The organism is Rhodococcus sp. NyZ502 (genome assembly GCF_041464245.1).
Classification (GTDB): Bacteria; Actinomycetota; Actinomycetes; order Mycobacteriales; family Mycobacteriaceae; genus Rhodococcus_F; species Rhodococcus_F qingshengii.
The window spans coordinates 4494662-4510849 of record NZ_CP167155.1 but is presented as its reverse complement, the minus strand read 5'-3'; the positions used below and the strand labels follow the sequence as shown (position 1 = coordinate 4510849).

Annotated in this window: 13 protein-coding genes; 7 read left to right on the top strand and 6 right to left on the bottom strand. The window is 63.1% G+C overall.

The features are described 5' to 3' along the window. Nucleotides 1-81: 81 nt before the first annotated feature. Nucleotides 82-1263: an aminotransferase class V-fold PLP-dependent enzyme gene (locus ACBG85_RS20580; protein ID WP_372024603.1), complete on the bottom strand. Its 1182-nt coding sequence runs from the start codon at nucleotides 1261-1263 to the stop codon at nucleotides 82-84. A 14-nt stretch (nucleotides 1264-1277) separates the two neighbouring features. Here ACBG85_RS20580 and ACBG85_RS20575 point away from each other — a divergent pair, with 14 nt between their 5' ends. The 7 genes from ACBG85_RS20575 to ACBG85_RS20545 all read left to right on the top strand — a co-directional run bounded on the left by ACBG85_RS20575 (nucleotide 1278) and on the right by ACBG85_RS20545 (nucleotide 10183). Next, entirely contained in the window at nucleotides 1278-2552 is a 1275-nt protein-coding gene (locus ACBG85_RS20575) for an APC family permease (RefSeq protein WP_372024602.1), read from the top strand. A gap of 78 nt (nucleotides 2553-2630) precedes the next feature. Continuing rightward, a complete protein-coding gene (gene egtA, locus ACBG85_RS20570; RefSeq protein WP_372024600.1) occupies nucleotides 2631-3854 on the top strand; it encodes an ergothioneine biosynthesis glutamate--cysteine ligase EgtA in 1224 nt (407 codons plus the stop codon). After that, nucleotides 3851-5158: an ergothioneine biosynthesis protein EgtB gene (gene egtB, locus ACBG85_RS20565; RefSeq protein WP_372024598.1), complete on the top strand. Its 1308-nt coding sequence runs from the start codon at nucleotides 3851-3853 to the stop codon at nucleotides 5156-5158. The genes egtA and egtB overlap by 4 nt, the downstream gene beginning before the upstream one ends. Before the next feature lies 1 nt (nucleotide 5159). Continuing rightward, nucleotides 5160-5906: an ergothioneine biosynthesis protein EgtC gene (egtC, locus tag ACBG85_RS20560; RefSeq protein ID WP_030536290.1), complete on the top strand. Its 747-nt coding sequence runs from the start codon at nucleotides 5160-5162 to the stop codon at nucleotides 5904-5906. Further along, nucleotides 5903-6874 (top strand): L-histidine N(alpha)-methyltransferase, encoded by a 972-nt coding sequence (gene egtD, locus ACBG85_RS20555; protein WP_209447833.1) that lies wholly within the window; start codon nucleotides 5903-5905, stop codon nucleotides 6872-6874. The genes egtC and egtD overlap by 4 nt, the downstream gene beginning before the upstream one ends. Before the next feature lie 345 nt (nucleotides 6875-7219). Next, nucleotides 7220-8869 (top strand): DUF222 domain-containing protein, encoded by a 1650-nt coding sequence (locus tag ACBG85_RS20550; protein ID WP_372027889.1) that lies wholly within the window; start codon nucleotides 7220-7222, stop codon nucleotides 8867-8869. A 108-nt stretch (nucleotides 8870-8977) separates the two neighbouring features. Further along, the gene (locus ACBG85_RS20545; RefSeq protein ID WP_047270295.1) at nucleotides 8978-10183 is read left to right on the top strand and encodes a sorbosone dehydrogenase family protein; all 1206 of its coding nucleotides are present in this window, start codon (nucleotides 8978-8980) and stop codon (nucleotides 10181-10183) included. Between the two features lie 3 nt (nucleotides 10184-10186). Here ACBG85_RS20545 and ACBG85_RS20540 read toward each other — a convergent pair whose 3' ends face one another. From ACBG85_RS20540 to glmU, 5 genes are all read right to left on the bottom strand, one after another. Then, entirely contained in the window at nucleotides 10187-11074 is an 888-nt protein-coding gene (locus ACBG85_RS20540; RefSeq protein ID WP_081558201.1) for a cyclase family protein, read from the bottom strand. Next, nucleotides 11074-12654, bottom strand: a complete 1581-nt coding sequence (locus tag ACBG85_RS20535) for an SLC13 family permease (protein WP_372024594.1) — start codon at nucleotides 12652-12654, stop codon at nucleotides 11074-11076. The genes ACBG85_RS20540 and ACBG85_RS20535 overlap by 1 nt, the downstream gene beginning before the upstream one ends. A gap of 79 nt (nucleotides 12655-12733) precedes the next feature. After that, nucleotides 12734-13390, bottom strand: a complete 657-nt coding sequence (locus ACBG85_RS20530; RefSeq protein WP_030536285.1) for a hypothetical protein — start codon at nucleotides 13388-13390, stop codon at nucleotides 12734-12736. Nucleotides 13391-13629: 239 nt separating this feature from the next. After that, entirely contained in the window at nucleotides 13630-14610 is a 981-nt protein-coding gene (locus ACBG85_RS20525; protein ID WP_003946284.1) for a ribose-phosphate diphosphokinase, read from the bottom strand. A 90-nt stretch (nucleotides 14611-14700) separates the two neighbouring features. Continuing rightward, nucleotides 14701-16152: a bifunctional UDP-N-acetylglucosamine diphosphorylase/glucosamine-1-phosphate N-acetyltransferase GlmU gene (glmU, locus tag ACBG85_RS20520; RefSeq protein WP_076948394.1), complete on the bottom strand. Its 1452-nt coding sequence runs from the start codon at nucleotides 16150-16152 to the stop codon at nucleotides 14701-14703. Nucleotides 16153-16188: the final 36 nt, after the last annotated feature.

Below are 16188 nucleotides of genomic sequence, written 5' to 3'. Positions count from 1 at the left end.
CGAATAGTCCTCTCGGAAGGCGAAACTGCTGATCACCCCACAGTTGCAGTTTCGACTTCCACAGATCAGGCATGGTCCCGGTCAACGGGAGGTTTGTAATCCCCTGACCGCGCCCAGAAATGTGTCCAGGTCGGCTTCGTCGACGAAGTAGTGCGGCGATGCGCGAACCACGGCATCGAGCCCGCGGGCATCCATGTCGAGGAGGGTGGACCCGCGACCACTGACGGTAACGGTGATGTTCTGTGCTGCAAGCTGATCCCGCACCAAGTGCTCGGGGATACCGTCGACGGTGAAGGAAACGATGCCGCTCAGTTGGGTTCCTCGATCGCGGACTTCGACTCCGGAAATCGCTGCCAGACCTTCCCTCAGCGTGACTGCTCGGGATTCGATCTGCTCCCACGCCGTGTCGGTGCCGATCGAGAGCAGATAGTCGGCGGCGACGCCGAGACCCAGGCGCGCAGCGACACTCGTTTCCCAGAGCTCGAATCGTGTTGCGTCCGGTGCGGGTACGAAGCTGTTCTCGCTGGTCCATTCCGCTCCGTGCAGGTCCATCGCAGCGGGTTCGAGTGCGTCGACGAGTCCGGGGCGGACGTACAGGAATCCGGTTCCGCGTGGCCCGCGGAGCCACTTGCGGCCGGTTGCGCTGAGGGCGTCGACGCCGAGTTCGGTGACGTCGATGGGCAATTGGCCGACGGACTGGCATGCGTCGAGTAGAACGAGCGAGCCGTGGGCCCTCGCGAGTTCGACGACCTCGCGGACGGGGTTGATCAGGCCGCCGTTGGTGGGGACGTGGACGACGGAGACGACGCGAACCCGATCGTCGAGCATGTTCTCGAGTGCGTCGAGGTCGATGCGTCCGTACTGATCGCTCGGGATGATCTCGACGTGGGCACCGGTCGAACGCGCCCGCCCCAGTGCAGCGATGGCGTTGCTCGCGTATTCGACTCCGCTGATGAGGATTCGATCACCAGGTCCGAGCGAAACCGAGGCGAAGAAGTCGTTCCACGCGCGGGTCGCGCTGTCCGTCAAAGCGATATCGGTTGCCTGAGCACCGATGACCCGGGCCAGCGAATGGGGAACAGCAGCGAGGGCGCCGCTCTGACGAGCAGCTGCGACGTATCCGCCGACGTCGGCTTCACGTCTCAGGTGCTCGATCATCGTGGTCAGCACCGGCTCGGGCGGGAGCGAGGATCCCGCGCTGTCGAGGAACACCTTGTCAAGGCATCCGGGAGTGTCGCGGCGGATCGTGTCGAGATCGAACATGGCACCTTCCGTTCATGTCGGTGTGGTTCAAACTACCTGTGAACGAAGCTGTCCCGATGGAGCGAAGACTGGGCACGTCCGATGCCGTAGTGATCGGCCTCGGCGCGATGATCGGCGCCGGAGTCTTCGTGGTGTTCGCGCCCGCTGCCGCAGTAGCCGGTACCGGGTTGCTTGTGGGCCTGGCGATTGCAGCGTTCATCGCATTCTGCAACGCGACGTCGTCGGCGCAGCTTGCGGCCAGATACCCCACTTCAGGTGGGACCTACGTCTACGGACGTGAGCAGCTCGGACCCTGGTGGGGGTTTGCCGCCGGCTGGTCGTTCGTGATCGGGAAGACCGCGAGCTGCGCGGCAATGGCTCTGACTTTCGCGACGTATGTTGCGCCTACGGCCTGGCGTGTCCCCGTCGCGGTATTGGTGGTGGCAGCGCTGGTTGCAGTCAACTACCGCGGAGTCACGCGGACGGCGCACATGGCCAGGGTGATCGTCGCCGTGTCGACGACGGCGCTGTGTGTAGCGCTGGTGGTTGCCGTCGTCGGTCCTGGTGCAGTGCGCGAGCTCCCGGATCTCGCATTCGGGTCGTGGTACGGCGTTCTGCAATCGGCGGGACTGATGTTCTTTGCCTTCGCCGGGTACGCCAGGATCGCGACGCTGGGGGAGGAAGTGCGTGATCCGCGTCGAACGATTCCGCGGGCGATCCTGATCGCACTCACCGTCGCCGTCATCCTCTATGCGCTGGTAGCGGTGGTGCTGTTGGTGACGCTGGGACCTGATCGGCTGGCGAATTCGGCGCGACCACTGGCAGATGCGGTGGGCGCAGTCGGTTGGAGTTGGGCCGTTCCCGTAGTGGTGATCGGTGCCACGGCGGCGTCGGCGGGGGCGCTGCTGGCTCTGATCGCCGGCGTGAGTCGTACGGCGATGGCGATGGCCCGCGAGCGCGATCTGCCAGTGGCCCTCGCTGCAGTCCATCCACGGTTCGGGGTCCCTCACCATGCGGAACTTGTGGTCGGTGCCGTTGTGATCGCCTTGGTCTCGACAACCGATCTTCGTGGGGTGATCGGCTTTTCGTCGTTCGGAGTGCTGCTCTACTACTTCGTCGCGAACGTGAGTGCGTACAGCCAACGCGGCGTGGACCGGATGTATCCGAAGTGGCTGCAAGCGGTCGGCGCGGCTGGTTGTGTCGTTCTGGTGGTCACACTTCCGTGGATCGCGGTTGTTTCCGGCGCAGGTGTGGTTCTGGCCGGTTGTGGGTACCGGTGGATACGACTGAAGAAATTCAACGACACGTAACACCACAAAGGGTGCATCTCGGACGTTGGCGTTCTATCGTCGGTAGCGACCGCGAAGACCGCCCGAAGGGGAAGTCGAATGGTGACAGCAGCGTTGACAGCAGCACAGACCACGCAGGTGGATTCACGTCCTGCGGCCGAGGCCTACGTCGGTGGTGTGTGCTTCAAACAGGGGCCACCCCGTTTGGTCGGAGCTGAGCTCGAGTGGCTGACCAGCCAGGTTCCCGGTGGGGAGCGGCCGTCAGCAGCGACTCTGGCAAAGGCACTCGGGCGATATGCGCCCACCAGTATCGACCCGGATTCACCAGCGGTTCCGCTTCCTCGTGGCAGCCTCGTCACCGTAGAACCTGGCGGACAGATCGAACTCTCGTCAGCGCCGCGGACGTCCGCCCGAGAACTGTGTGACTGTCTCGACGAAGACCGTCGTACTCTCGAAACACTCCTCGCGTCGTACTCCATCGAAATCAGTTCTGCCGCGGCCGACGTCGCCCGACCACCTTCCCGGATTCTCCGGTTGCCACGTTATTGCGCAATGGAATCCCGCTTCGCCGGGATAGGACCGTACGGCACCTTGATGATGTGCAATACAGCAGCAGTGCAGGTCAGTGTCGATGCCGGCGGCAGCCCGGAGTCCATTGCCCAGCGTTGGCGGCTCCTCGGGGACATGGGGCCGGCGCTCATCGCTGCGTTTGCGTGTTCTCCACGCTTGCAAGGGGTTCCGAGAGGGGATTGGGCGTCCCAACGCATGCGGACGTGGCTCGAACTCGATTCCTGGCGAACGGTCGCAGTCCCGGAAGTGCAGGACTACGCCGGCTGGGCGCTCGATGTTCCGCTGATGTGTGTGCGAAACGAGGGCGACGATTGGACGGCTCCGCGGGGTGCCACTTTCGGGGACTGGATAGACGGCGCTGTGGATGCCGAGATCGGACGCCGACCCGTCTGGGCGGACTTGGACTATCACCTGTCCACGCTGTTCCCGCCGGTTCGCGCTGTCGGCCATCTGGAGGTTCGCTACATCGATGCGCAGCCGGGAGATCTGTGGCGAGTACCGGTAGCAGCGATCGACGCGTTGCTGTCCGGGCCTGCCGTGATGCGTGAGGCGAGTGATGCCGCAGCGTCGACGGCCGGGAGATGGCGGGATGCGGCAGAGTTCGGTTTGGACGACGTCGAACTGCGTTCGGCGGCAACCTCTCTGATGTCGCTTGCCGCGTCGTACGCGCCGGAGCCGCAGTTCGTCCGTCTTCTCGATGCCGCAGCCGAACGGTGTTGTCGCGCAATTGTGCCCGGTGAGAGCGACACATGAGGGGGGAGATCACCAAGGAAGCGGTCGAGGCCGTACTTCTGCGAGCGCGTGAACGGTCGACGCTGCTCACCGACTGCGTCGACGATACCGAATTGGTCGCTCAGCATTCCCCGTTGATGAGTCCACTCGTGTGGGACCTGGCGCATATCGGCAATCAAGAGGAACTCTGGCTGGTGCGAGATGTCGGTGGCCGCGATCCGGTGCGTAGCGACATAGACGAGCTGTACGACGCGTTCAAGCATTCGAGATCGTCGAGACCCACACTTCCCCTGCTCAACCCGGCCGAGGCGCGCGAATACGTACGTACGGTTCGCGGGAAGGTCTGGGATGTGCTCGAAGCCAGCACCTTCGGACGCACAGAACTCGACATGGACGGTTTTGCCTTCGGGATGATCGCGCAGCACGAGCAGCAACACGCCGAGACCATGCTCGCGACCCACCAATTGCGTTCGGGGCCCACGGCACTCGTTGCGACTCCCGCTCCGCAAGCGGCCCGCATGCCGGAACTCGACGAGGTCACCATCGCGGCCGGCCCCTTCGTCATGGGGACCGACGACGAACCGTGGGCACTCGACAATGAGCGCACGGCGCATCAGGTCTATCTCACCGACTTCGCGATCGACAGATTCCCGGTCACCAATGGGCAGTTCGTCGAATTCATCGAGGACGGCGGCTATTCCCGACCGGAACTGTGGTCCCGTGACGGTTGGCGGCATCGCGTCGACGCGAAACTCCGTGCACCGCTGTTCTGGGAACGCGACAGTTCGGGTTGGTGGCACGAGACTTTCGGCGTCGAGGCGCCGGTCCCACCGGACAAGCCCGTCGTGCATGTGAGCTTCTACGAAGCCGAGGCCTACGCGAGTTGGGCAGGCAAACGGCTTCCCACCGAGGCGGAATGGGAAAAGGCCGCGCGGTGGGATCCGGAATCCGGAAGATCGCGACGATTCCCGTGGGGGGACGTGTCCGCAGACGAGAATCATGCCAATCTCGGTCAGCGCCATCTCGGTCCCGCCGGCGTCGGCTCGTACCCGGCGGGTGCGTCGGCAGCGGGTGTCGAGCAGTTGATCGGTGACGTGTGGGAGTGGACGTCTTCGGGTTTCCATCCGTATCCGGGTTTCCGGGCCTTCCCGTATCGGGAGTATTCGGAGGTGTTCTTCGGCGGCGACTACAAAGTGTTGCGAGGGGGATCGTTCGGGACCGACAGGGTTGCCTGCCGGGGGACGTTCCGCAACTGGGACCACCCGATCAGGCGCCAGATCTTCTCGGGTTTTCGCTGCGCCAGAACGATTTCGGGTAGATCCTGACATGTGTCGGCACCTCGGCTATCTCGGGCCGCCGCGTTCGGTTCGTGAACTCCTCCACGACGGCGAGAACTCACTGATGCGACAGTCGTGGGCACCTCGCGAGATGCGTGGCGGCGGGACCATCAATGCCGACGGATTCGGCGCGGTGTGGTGGAACGGTGGAAGGCAGGGACGGTACCGCAGTATCTCGCCGATCTGGTCGGACCCGACAGTCGACGAGACGTTGTCCCACATCATTTCCGGATCCGTTCTCGCCGCCGTACGTTCCGCGACGGAGGGGATGGCCGTCGAGATCGGTGCCTGCGCACCGTTCGTCGACGGAACCTACGCTTTCAGCCACAACGGAGCGGTATCCGGTTGGCCTGGCTCACTCGCCGACTTGGCAGCAGAAGTTCCGGCCGTCGAATTGCTGAAGATGCCCGCGCCGACGGATGCTGCCTTGTTGTGGACAGTGCTTCGGCATCGGTTGAAGTCGAAGCCCGCGGAAGCCGCCGTGACGAGCCTCGTTCACGATGTGGCTGCGGCGGCACCGGATTCACGATTGAACCTCCTGTTCGGCGACGGGCAGGAACTGTGGGCCACGGCGTGGGGCCACACGTTGTACACGCGGGTCGACGAGTCGCGGGCACTGATCGTTTCCGAACCGTCCGATCGTTCACCGGACTGGGAGCAGGTGCCGGACCGGCACATCGTCTGCGCGCGTCCCGGCCATTTGATCATCACCCCGATACCGATGGGAGAACAATGAAAACCCCTACGCTCGAGGTTTATCTGACACCGGCCGAATCGGTCGACGCATTGCGAGCCGAGGCCAGGGAGGGCTTGACCGCTACGCCGAAGTGGCTCTCGCCCAAATGGTTCTACGACGCGCGTGGAAGTGAACTGTTCGAGGAGATCACGGCCTTACCCGAGTATTACCCCACCCGTACCGAACGCGGCCTGCTCGCTCGGTACGCCGACGAGATCGCGGCGTTGACCGAACCCGAGATCCTGATCGAACTGGGTTCAGGTTCCTCTGAGAAGACGCGGTTGCTCCTCGACGCGATGACGGCTCGCGGGACTCTGCGAACGTATGTACCACAGGATGTTTCGGTGACGGCCCTCGAAGGTGCGGCGCAGCAAGTCGGTGCCGAATTCCCCGGCATCGATGTGGTCGGGGTGGTCAGTGACTTCACCGGTTCGCTGCATCATCTGCCAGGTGGTGGACGGCGGGCGGTCGCGTTTCTCGGTGGAACTCTCGGCAATCTCGTTCCGGCAGAACGCGCCGAGTTCCTCTCGGGCATTGCAGCGGTGCTCGATCCCGGTGAGAACCTGATCCTGGGCGTGGGATTGGTGATCGATCCCGCAGTCCTCGTGCCCGCCTACGACGACGCTGCCGGTGTGACTGCTCAGTTCAATCTCAATGTTCTCTCGGTCCTGAACAAGCAACTGGGAGCGAACTTTCCCTTGGAGGACTTCCGTCACGTCGCGCTCTGGGATGGCGAGAACGAGTGGATCGAGATGCGCCTGGAAGCACTTCGTGAAGTCTCGGTGCACATCGACGACCTGGATCTGGAGATCACCTTCGCAGCGGGCGAGCAGCTGCGCACCGAGATCTCGGCGAAGTTCACCGAGGAGGGGATTGCCGCGGAACTCGCGTCCGCGGGCTTCGGGGTGCGGAAGGTGTGGACGGATCGGGATCAGCGCTTTGCGCTGTTGTGTGCGCAGCGGGCGTGAAGTGGGCGCTTGTCAGAGGATGCTGTCTCCCCCTAGAAGTGTCTCAAAAGTTCTGTAGGCGGCAATATTTGAGAAGTGTCGAGAGTAGAGATCTGCGGTGCCAGTATGGACAGCGTCCGACACCGGCGCAAGATCCACGAGATGCGCGAGTTTTACATAGGACTGGTCATCGCTCGCGCCGAGCGGATACTCCTGCTCGCCGGCCTTGCGCTCGAATTTTGACTGCGCCTCAGCGGGGTCGCCAGCCCAGATGAGATAACAGTCCTCTCGGTGGAAGCACCCGACCCCGTCATTCTTCCCCAACTCGAATATCGCTATGCCGAAGTACGGTTGATCTCGTGTCGGATGCTGAGTCATGCGATTGAACGTAGTGACATCGGAGCGCAAAAGGTATCGGTGAATACCCCGGGATTTCGCAAAAACTTGTCGGTGGGCGCCCGTAGAATCGCTCATATGTTCGAATCGAAGACTTCCGCGGACGCGCTGTTTCGGCAGCATGCGGAAATCGCGCGCGCCCACTTCCTCGAGATCGACGCGGTCACTGCGCTGTACTTGGACCGTTGTGAGGAGGATGCCGCGGTTGGAGTCAATGAGGCTTTTCGGGGTCAATTCGCGCACGTGGAGATCGCGTCGATACTGAGCATTACGGAGTACGCCGCGCAGAAAATGATTGCACTGGGATGTGACCTGCGCTGGCGACTTCCGCGGGTGGCGGCCGCTTTTGCTTGCGGTGACATCGATCTGGCCAAAGCGATGGCACTGTCCGAAGCTCTCGCCAACGTCTCCGAGCACGCGCTCGATGACATCGAGCGACTCCTCGTGGACGGTGCCTGCCGTGTAACCGGTAACAAGTTGAAGGCGCGCGCACGAGGTCTCATTGCTCGGCACGACCCTGATGGGGTGCGTGCCAGGCGAGTTCGTGCGGAGGCGGATCGGGACGTTCGGACGTGCGCGTCGCACGACGGTATGTCGACTCTGGACGGAATGCTTCCAGCGGTCGGCGCTCAGACTTTGGCCACGAGGCTCCGTGCGATGTCGATGCAGGTCTGTGGTTCCGATCCGAGAACTTTCGGGCAACGGCGTGCCGATGCACTGATCGCATTGGCGGAAGGAAAGACGTCGTTGGATTGTCAGTGCGACGGCGATTGCACCCGTAGGGATGATACGAAGACCTCCGCGCTCCCGATTGCGACAATTCTTGTGGGTGTCAACGCTTCCACCCTGCTCGGATTCGACGACCTGCCAGGCTATTTGCAGGGGTACGGCCACATCGATGCCGACCTTGCGCGCGCGATCGCCGCGGACGCCACGTGGCAGAGAGTCCTCACCCTTGCACCGTCCGAGGTGCAACATTGTTCGACTGCGGGGGCAGCCGGACCGGTGCTCGGCGTAGGTCGGTCGATGCGCTCACCGGAGATATTGCCCGCTGCGGCAAGGGATAATCGCTCGCGAAGGAACAGTGGTTCGCGGCGCGGTGAATCCACGTACCAGCCGTCCGCGGCGTTGGTGACGATTGTAAGGACGCGAGACGGTACGTGCCGCTTTCCGAATTGTGTTGTGCGTTCTGATAGTTGCGATATCGATCACACGGTGCCGTTCGATCACGGCAACCCCGCTCAGGGAGGGCCTACTGCAGAACGGAACTTGGCCTGTCTGTGTCGAAAACATCACCGACTGAAGACGTTTGGCAGGTGGACAGTGAAGCAAATCGGAGGTGGTCTTCTGGAGTGGAAAGATCCGTCAGGACGACGAACGGTTACCGCGCCCGTAGGCCCATTCTGTGACCCCGAACTGAGAGTGCCCGACGCGGCGAGACTGCACTTGACGGACGACGATGCGCTGGAACGACGTTTCGGACTTCGGGACAGGGGAGTGGAAGCGGATCTCGAATACCTCCTGGACTGGAGTGTGCCCGGCTGGCGGAAGGCACGATCTGCATCAAGACGTAACGCATCCCCACTGGCGAACGCTTTGCCGGAGTTTGCCGACTTCTGAAGGGGTTTCGTTTCTCCTGTGGCCTGCGGGTATAGCGAGAGGGCCCGAAAAATGGTGTTTGTCTGTTTATAGTGAGGCGCAGAACGGTTTCCGACCCGAGGAGAACGCGTGCGTCATCCGAAGCTCGCCGCATTGACCGTGGCCCTGACTGCAGTACTGGTGATGCCGGTAACGCAGAGCGTGGCTCAACCATTCCCCTTCGACCCCGGCAGTTTCGGCAACGGAAGCACCGGATCGTTGGGGAGCGACGACCCGGACATACCCATCGAGGACACCCTCCCGCAGTTGTCGGTCACCACACTGGTCGACGGACTCGACCACCCCTGGGACGTGGTGGCGGCCCCGGACGGTGCAATCCTGACCGGACAACGATCCGGCGGATTCTTCGTTCGCCGAGGCGACAACACGACAGGTCCAGTCGCTGCTGACCTTTCGGATCTCTACGCGCAGTCCGAAACCGGCCTCATGGGTATCGCGCTTGCCCGCGACTTCGCTCAGTCGCGCACCCTCTACACCTGCCAGGGATTCAGCGCTGGGGGAGTCACGGACGTTCGAGTGATCGCGTGGACCGTCGACGCCGGATGGACCGCACTCACGCGAACCGGAACTGTATTGCCAGGAATCCCGGTCTCGTCCGGGCGTCACGGGGGTTGCCGAATTCTTGCGGCGCAGGACGGAACGCTGTTCGTCGGGACGGGTGACACCGCGACGCCGAGCGTCCCCCAGGATCCGAATTCGCTGGGCGGCAAGGTCTTGCACATCAACGCCGACGGAACTCCGGCGGCGGGGAATCCGAATGCTTCCAGCCCGGTCTACACGCTCGGGCACCGCAACGTCCAAGGCTTGGCCGTGCAACCCGGAACCGGCCGGGTGTACTCGGTTGAACAGGGCACAAGCGTCGACGACGAAGTCAACCTGCTTACCCCCGGCGGAAATTACGGCTACCGCCCGGATCGGCTTCCCGGAACGTACGACGAATCCGTGCCGATGACCGATCCCGTGCGAGTGCCGGGAGCGATTGCGGCGGTGTGGCGTTCGGGTAGCTCGACGTTGGCTACCGCCAGCGCTGCCTTCACCGGTGGAGCTGCATGGGGTGCCTGGGACGGTGCGCTCGTAATGGGTGGCCTCAAGAGCAAGGAACTGATCTTCCTCCGCCTGAGTGCCGACGGACGCTCGGTCGACGCGCAGACCTTCGGGTTGGAGAACCAGTTCGGTCGCTTGCGGTCGGTGACCCCGACGCCCGACGGCTCGCTCCTGGTGACCACCGACAACGGCGCCGGCGACAAGGTGCTGCGGGTGACGCCTACGCCCTGATCTTCAGTACCAGGCGATGACCCGGCACGGACCACCCGAACCACCCGCATGCGTCGGCGCTCCCACCATCACCGTGGCGCCGACGGCCGGAAGTGCGGACAGATTTGCGAGGGCTTCGACTGCGTACTTTCCTGAGCCCAAAGCGCTTCGGTGAGCCCCGTGGGTGGTGCTTCGGCCCGCGTCGATGCTGAGGGTGTCCGAGCCCACGGCGACGATGTTGCGCTCGCGGACGAGAAAGTCGATCGCCTCGGGGTTGAATCCCGGTGTGTGTTGCACGCCGAGTGCATCTCGATTCGTGAAGGCGCCACCGGCACCGGCCCGGGTATCCCAACCCGAGTTCATCGCAACCAGGCTGCGGGGAGCGATGGTCCCGTGGAGGGACTCCCAATCGAGGATGTCCTGGCGGGTGAGCAGTGTGTCGGGGTCGACGGAGGCTCGGGCACTGATGTCGACGACCGCAATCGGCACGACGAGGTCGGCGACGGGAATCTTCTCGACGGTGATTCCGTCCGCACTGGCGTGTGCGGGAGCGTCGATGTGAGTACCAGTGTGTTCTTCGAGGCGGAGTTCGTTGAGGTAGAAGTTTCCACCTGACCCGGCGGAGCCGAGCGAGCCCAGAGATCCGGCGGCGTCGGCGATCTTCGCCAGGTTCCTCATCTCGAACGAGCGCGCGCCCGGCCACACCGGGAACTCCGGCGTCAGTACGTGGGTCAGATCGACGATGGTCCGACCCGATGGCGTTGCCGACGCAGTGGGCTGTACAGCGCCGGCCATGACGGTCGCGCCGAGGGCACCGGTGCCCAGCGCCGCGAACATCGATCGACGGCTGATCTTCCTGCCTTCGCGTCCTATCGATTCGTAGACCTCCGACAAGACCTTCGGTGAGCACATCAGAAACTCCAGATCACTGGGATCAACACCGTTGCAACTATCAGGAACCACAACAACATCGGGAGTCCGAGCTTCCAGTAGTCGCCGAACTCGTAACCACCAGGGCCCATCACCATCATGTTCGCGGGAGTGGCTACAGGCGTCAGGAAGGAGGCCGCGGCAGCGACGGTGACCGTCATCAGAAGGGGCAGCACCGAGATGTCGAGTTCGATGGCGACCGAGATCGCGATCGGCGTGATGATCAACGCGGTTGCAGTGTTGCTGATCAGCTGGCCCAGAGTCGCCGTCACGACGAAGAGTCCAGCGACGACGACATACGGGCTTGCCCCACCGACGACGTCGACAAACGCATGCGCGAGCTTTTCGGCCGCGCCGGTCTGCTGGATTGCGGTCGACAGCGGGATCATTCCGCCGACGAGAATCAACGTGGTCCACGAGATGGACCGATGCGCCTGCTCGACGCTGATGACTCGTAGCAGCACCATCGCACATGCCGCGAGGAGTCCGGCTATCGCGGACGGCACCAATCCGAACGTCAGCATCACTACCATCGCCGCAACGACGACGAGAGCGATGACCGCGCGGGTTCCCAACGGGGCTGCCTGCTTACGGATCTGGGCAGGCGCGTCGACCACGAGGACGTTCGGATCGACGGCGGTGTGGGTGTCGAGATCGTCCCAGCTTCCTTGCAGGAGAAGCGTGTCACCGGCCGCCAACTTGACGCCCTTGGGGCCGCAGTCCTCACCGGCGCGCTGGACTGCGAGTATCACCAGATCTCCACTGTCGGTCACCATGCCCGGAAAAGCCCTGTCGCCGATCATTTCCGAGCGCGGCGGGATGATCACTTCGACCACGCCGTCGTGCTTGGTGATCAAGGGCTCTGCGGACGGCGCATCCTTTCCCATGAGCTGATACTGCTTCGCGAGGGTCTTGGCATGCCGGCTCAGGTCAGGCGACATCGACGTCCCCGCACGATGGGGGAGGACGTGAGGACCGAGAAGTACGGCGATCGCAATCGTTCCCAATACGAGCGGCGCACCGACCAAGGTGAAACTGAAGAACCCGAAAGCACCGGCCCCGGATTCCTCGGCGGCTTCGGAAACGATGATGTTGACCGGTGTTCCGGTCAAGGTGAGCATCGATCCGGCATGGGCGGCAAATGCCAACGGCAGAAGCAGTTGTGACGTCGATTTACCGAGACGTACCGCCAAGACGACCACCATCGGTACCAACGCGGCTACGGCCCCGTTGACGCTGATCAATGCGGTCAACGCGGCAACCAGCAACATGATCGCACTCACGAGACGGACTCGGGATTCGCCGACTTTCGCCAGCAGTTTCTCGCCCGCCCACGTGGTGACACCGGTGGCGTCGAGGGCTTCGCTGACGACAAAAAGCGCGGCGATGAACACCACCGTGGGATCGCCGAATCCGGCGAGCGCCTGCTCCATCGTGATCACACCGGTGGCGTACAGCGCCAGGGCAGTGCCGATCGCGATGATGCCGACCGGGATTCGGCCGATCACGAACAGCGCCACGACCAGTGCAAGCACGACGAAAGTGATGGTGATGTCATTCACGATTCGTAAAGGTACCTGCTCAAACAGAACGGCCCCGTCTCGCAAGTGAGACGGGGCCGTGGGACGGACGCGAGGGGAATTAGTTGGAGGCGGCGATGCGGGCCTTCTCGAGAGCGGCCAGCGTGCGAAGAACCGTGGCCTTCTGCTTGTTCAGATCGCTCAGTCGTGCGCGAGCCGGCAACCCTTGTGCGAGTTCGGCGACCTTGATCTGCTCGTCGATCGAACCGAGCTGATCGAGAAGCCCTAGGACGCGCGTCTGGAGCGTGTCGATGTCCACGGTGTCGGTCTTGACCGGAGCGGCAACGCGCGTCGCTGTGCCCGTGCTGGCGGGGCGGGAAGCGCGTGCGGGTGACGTGTCGGCGACAACCGTTGCGGCGCGGGGCCGAATTGCCTTGCGAACAGCGGCCGCATCAGGAAGGACGTCCATACGGATCTCGTTCAGGACTCGGCGTGCCTCGCGTGCGTTGACGCGGTACTCGCGCTCTTCGTCGTCGTCGGACTGCAGCGTGCCGCCGAGCGGGCGCAGACCGTACATGCCGAGGAAGCGCTTGGCGTCGTCGATGATGCCTTCGTTTTCACGGCATTTTCCGCAGCGGGGTTCGTTGCGGAACATGTCCACGGAGTTGTCGTCTCCGCACCAGACACAAGATCCTGGGCGCCACCGCCGGATCGTCGGAACTGATGAATTCAGGGAATGAGATTCGGGCCGGGATTCCAGGGTTTGCGCGTCGATCACGACGAGCCACACTAGGCGAAGATTGCGGCGCGGTGAACACCGCCCCAACATCGACCTGGGTTTCTCGACGGGAGCGTGATCAAGATCATGTCAATCGTCGCATTCGGTGGTATTCGTGTGTCCCACAGGTGGTTTCATGATGACCGGGTGGTCTGTTTCTGAGAGGTTCACGAAGACGACGACGGGCGCGTACCGGTGACCGTGAAGTCACAGGTACGCGCCCGTAGTGCGGCGTGAGACTAGGCGCTGCCGTTGAACAGCGAAGTCACAGAACCGTTCTCGAAAACTTCCTTGATGGTGCGAGCGAGCAGCGGTGCGATGGACAGCACCGTCAGCGTCGGGAACTTCTTCGACTCGTCGATCGGAAGTGTGTTGGTGACAACAACTTCCTTCGCGCCACACGTCGACAGACGCTCGGCCGCAGGGTCGGAGAGGACGCCGTGGGTTGCAGCGATGACGACGTCACCTGCACCGGCCTCCTTGAGCACCTTGACCGCGCCGGCGATGGTTCCGCCGGTGTCGATCATGTCGTCGATCAGGATGCAGGTGCGACCTTCGACCTCACCGACGACGCGGTTGGACTTGACCTGGTTGGGTACCAACGGGTCGCGCGTCTTGTGAATGAATGCCAGCGGTGCTCCGCCGAGCGAGTCGGCCCACTTCTCGGCGACACGAACGCGGCCCGAGTCGGGGGACACCACCGTGATGTTCTCGAGGTTGTAGCCCGCGCGAATGTGGTTGGCCAACTGGCTGTGTGCGTGCATGTGATCGACGGGGCCGTCGAAAAAGCCCTGGATCTGATCGGTATGCAGGTCGACCGTGATGATGCGATCGGCGCCGGCGGTCTTGAGCAGGTCGGCAATCAGGCGAGCGGAGATCGGCTCGCGTCCGCGATGCTTCTTGTCCTGGCGGGCGTACGGGTAGAACGGAAGAACGGCGGTGATGCGCTTTGCCGATCCACGCTTGAGAGCGTCGATCATGATGAGCTGCTCCATCACCCACGTGTTCAGCGGTGCCGGATGACTCTGCAGGACGAACGCATCGGAGCCGCGAACCGACTCTTCGAATCGAACGAAGATCTCACCGTTCGCGAAGTCGCGCGCGGTCTGCGGGGTGACGCGGATATCGAGTTCCTTCGCCACCTGCTCCGCCAACTCGGGATGTGCGCGACCCGAGAACAACATCAGGTTCTTCTGGTTGTCGATCCAATTCGCAGTCACTGGTTCATGCCGTCCTTTTGTACTTGCCGGTCGATCTGGTGGTGATCTGTGCTGTCTGTTGTGCAGGGCTGTCAGGTTGTTGTAGGGCTGTCAGGTTGTTGCAGGGCCGTCAGGTTGTGCAGCTGCTGCAGCGGCATCGGCCGCGGGTGTGCCGGGACGATTCTTCTGGACCCAGCCCTCGATGTTGCGCTGCACCCCACCCGAGACGGCGAGCGCCCCAGGCGGTACGTCGTTCTTCAAGACCGTGCCCGCACCCGTGTATGCGCCGTCTCCCACGACGAGAGGGGCGACGAACATGGTGTCGGAGCCTGTTCGGACATGCGACCCCACCACAGTACGGCTCTTGTTCACCCCGTCGTAATTGACGAAGACGCTCGAAGCTCCGATATTGCTGTGATGGCCGATGGTGGCGTCGCCGACGTAGGTAAGATGCGGAATCTTCGAATGCTCGCCGATATCCGCGTTCTTGGTTTCCACGTAGGCGCCGATCTTGCCGTGTGCCCCGAGGCGGGTACCAGGCCGGAGATAGGCGAAGGGGCCCACAGCCGCGTCCGCGCCGACAACGGAGTCGGTCCCGTGCGAGCGGACGACTACTGCGCGCTCACCGACGGTCACGTTGTCCAAGGTGGTATCCGGGCCGATCACGGCGTCTTCGCCCACCGAGGTTGTGCCGGTCAACTGAACTCCGGGCAGGAGCGTCACGTCCTGTGCGACGTGCACGTCGCAATCTATCCATGTGCTCGCAGGATCGACGACGGTGACGCCGGCACGCATCCACTTCTCGAGGATCCGACGGTTCATCTCGCGGGCGAGCGTCGAGAGCTGCACGCGATCGTTGGCGCCCGCGACGAGAACCGAATCCGCGATGTGCTGAGCACGAACACGCTTGCCCGCGCGACGGGCGATCATGATCACATCGGTGAGATAGAACTCGTGTTGTGCGTTGTTGGAGTCGAGGGACGCCAGCGCGTCGCGGAGAGTTTCGAAGTCGAAGGCGTAGACCCCTGAATTGACCTCGGTGATCGAGCGCTGCGAATCGGTGGCTTCCTTCTCCTCGACTATGGCGTTCACCTCGCCGTCCGTCGTACGAAGGATTCGCCCGTAGCCGGTGGGGTCGACGGCCGTCGACGTCAACACCGTCACCGCGGCCGCGGGAGCAGCCGTGTGCTGGGCGAGGAGGTCTGCGATGGTCTTTCCGTCGAGCAGAGGCACGTCGGCGGCTGTGACGAGTACGGTCCCGGAGAAGTCGGCCGGCAACCCCTCGAGCCCACAACTGACAGCGTGCCCGGTGCCCTTCTGCTCGTCCTGAACAGCGACGGTGACGGAACGGTCCAGTTCCCCGGCGACTGCGTTCACGGCTTCGGTGACACGCTCACGATCGTGACCGACGACGGTCACCAGGTGCGTGGGATTCAGTGAGGTTGCCGCGTGAAGCGAATGTGCCAGCATGCTGCGTCCGGCGAGAGTGTGGAGGACCTTGGGAGTCTTCGACTTCATTCGTGTACCGGCACCCGCTGCGAGAACGATCACGGCGGTCTGCACTGGTTTGAGCTCCCTCTGTCGATCAAACTGTCGATC

What these genes read in the sequence shown, in the direction of transcription:
- ACBG85_RS20550 (WP_372027889.1), top strand. Translation starts at nt 7,220, where the DNA reads ATGCTGAGTCATGCGATTGAACGTAGTGACATCGGAGCGCAAAAGGTA.
- egtD (WP_209447833.1), top strand. Translation starts at nt 5,903, where the DNA reads ATGAAAACCCCTACGCTCGAGGTTTATCTGACACCGGCCGAATCGGTC.
- egtB (WP_372024598.1), top strand. Translation starts at nt 3,851, where the DNA reads ATGAGGGGGGAGATCACCAAGGAAGCGGTCGAGGCCGTACTTCTGCGA.
- ACBG85_RS20575 (WP_372024602.1), top strand. Translation starts at nt 1,278, where the DNA reads ATGTCGGTGTGGTTCAAACTACCTGTGAACGAAGCTGTCCCGATGGAG.
- ACBG85_RS20580 (WP_372024603.1), bottom strand. Translation starts at nt 1,263, where the DNA reads ATGTTCGATCTCGACACGATCCGCCGCGACACTCCCGGATGCCTTGAC.
- egtC (WP_030536290.1), top strand. Translation starts at nt 5,160, where the DNA reads ATGTGTCGGCACCTCGGCTATCTCGGGCCGCCGCGTTCGGTTCGTGAA.
- egtA (WP_372024600.1), top strand. Translation starts at nt 2,631, where the DNA reads ATGGTGACAGCAGCGTTGACAGCAGCACAGACCACGCAGGTGGATTCA.
- ACBG85_RS20540 (WP_081558201.1), bottom strand. Translation starts at nt 11,074, where the DNA reads ATGTGCTCACCGAAGGTCTTGTCGGAGGTCTACGAATCGATAGGACGC.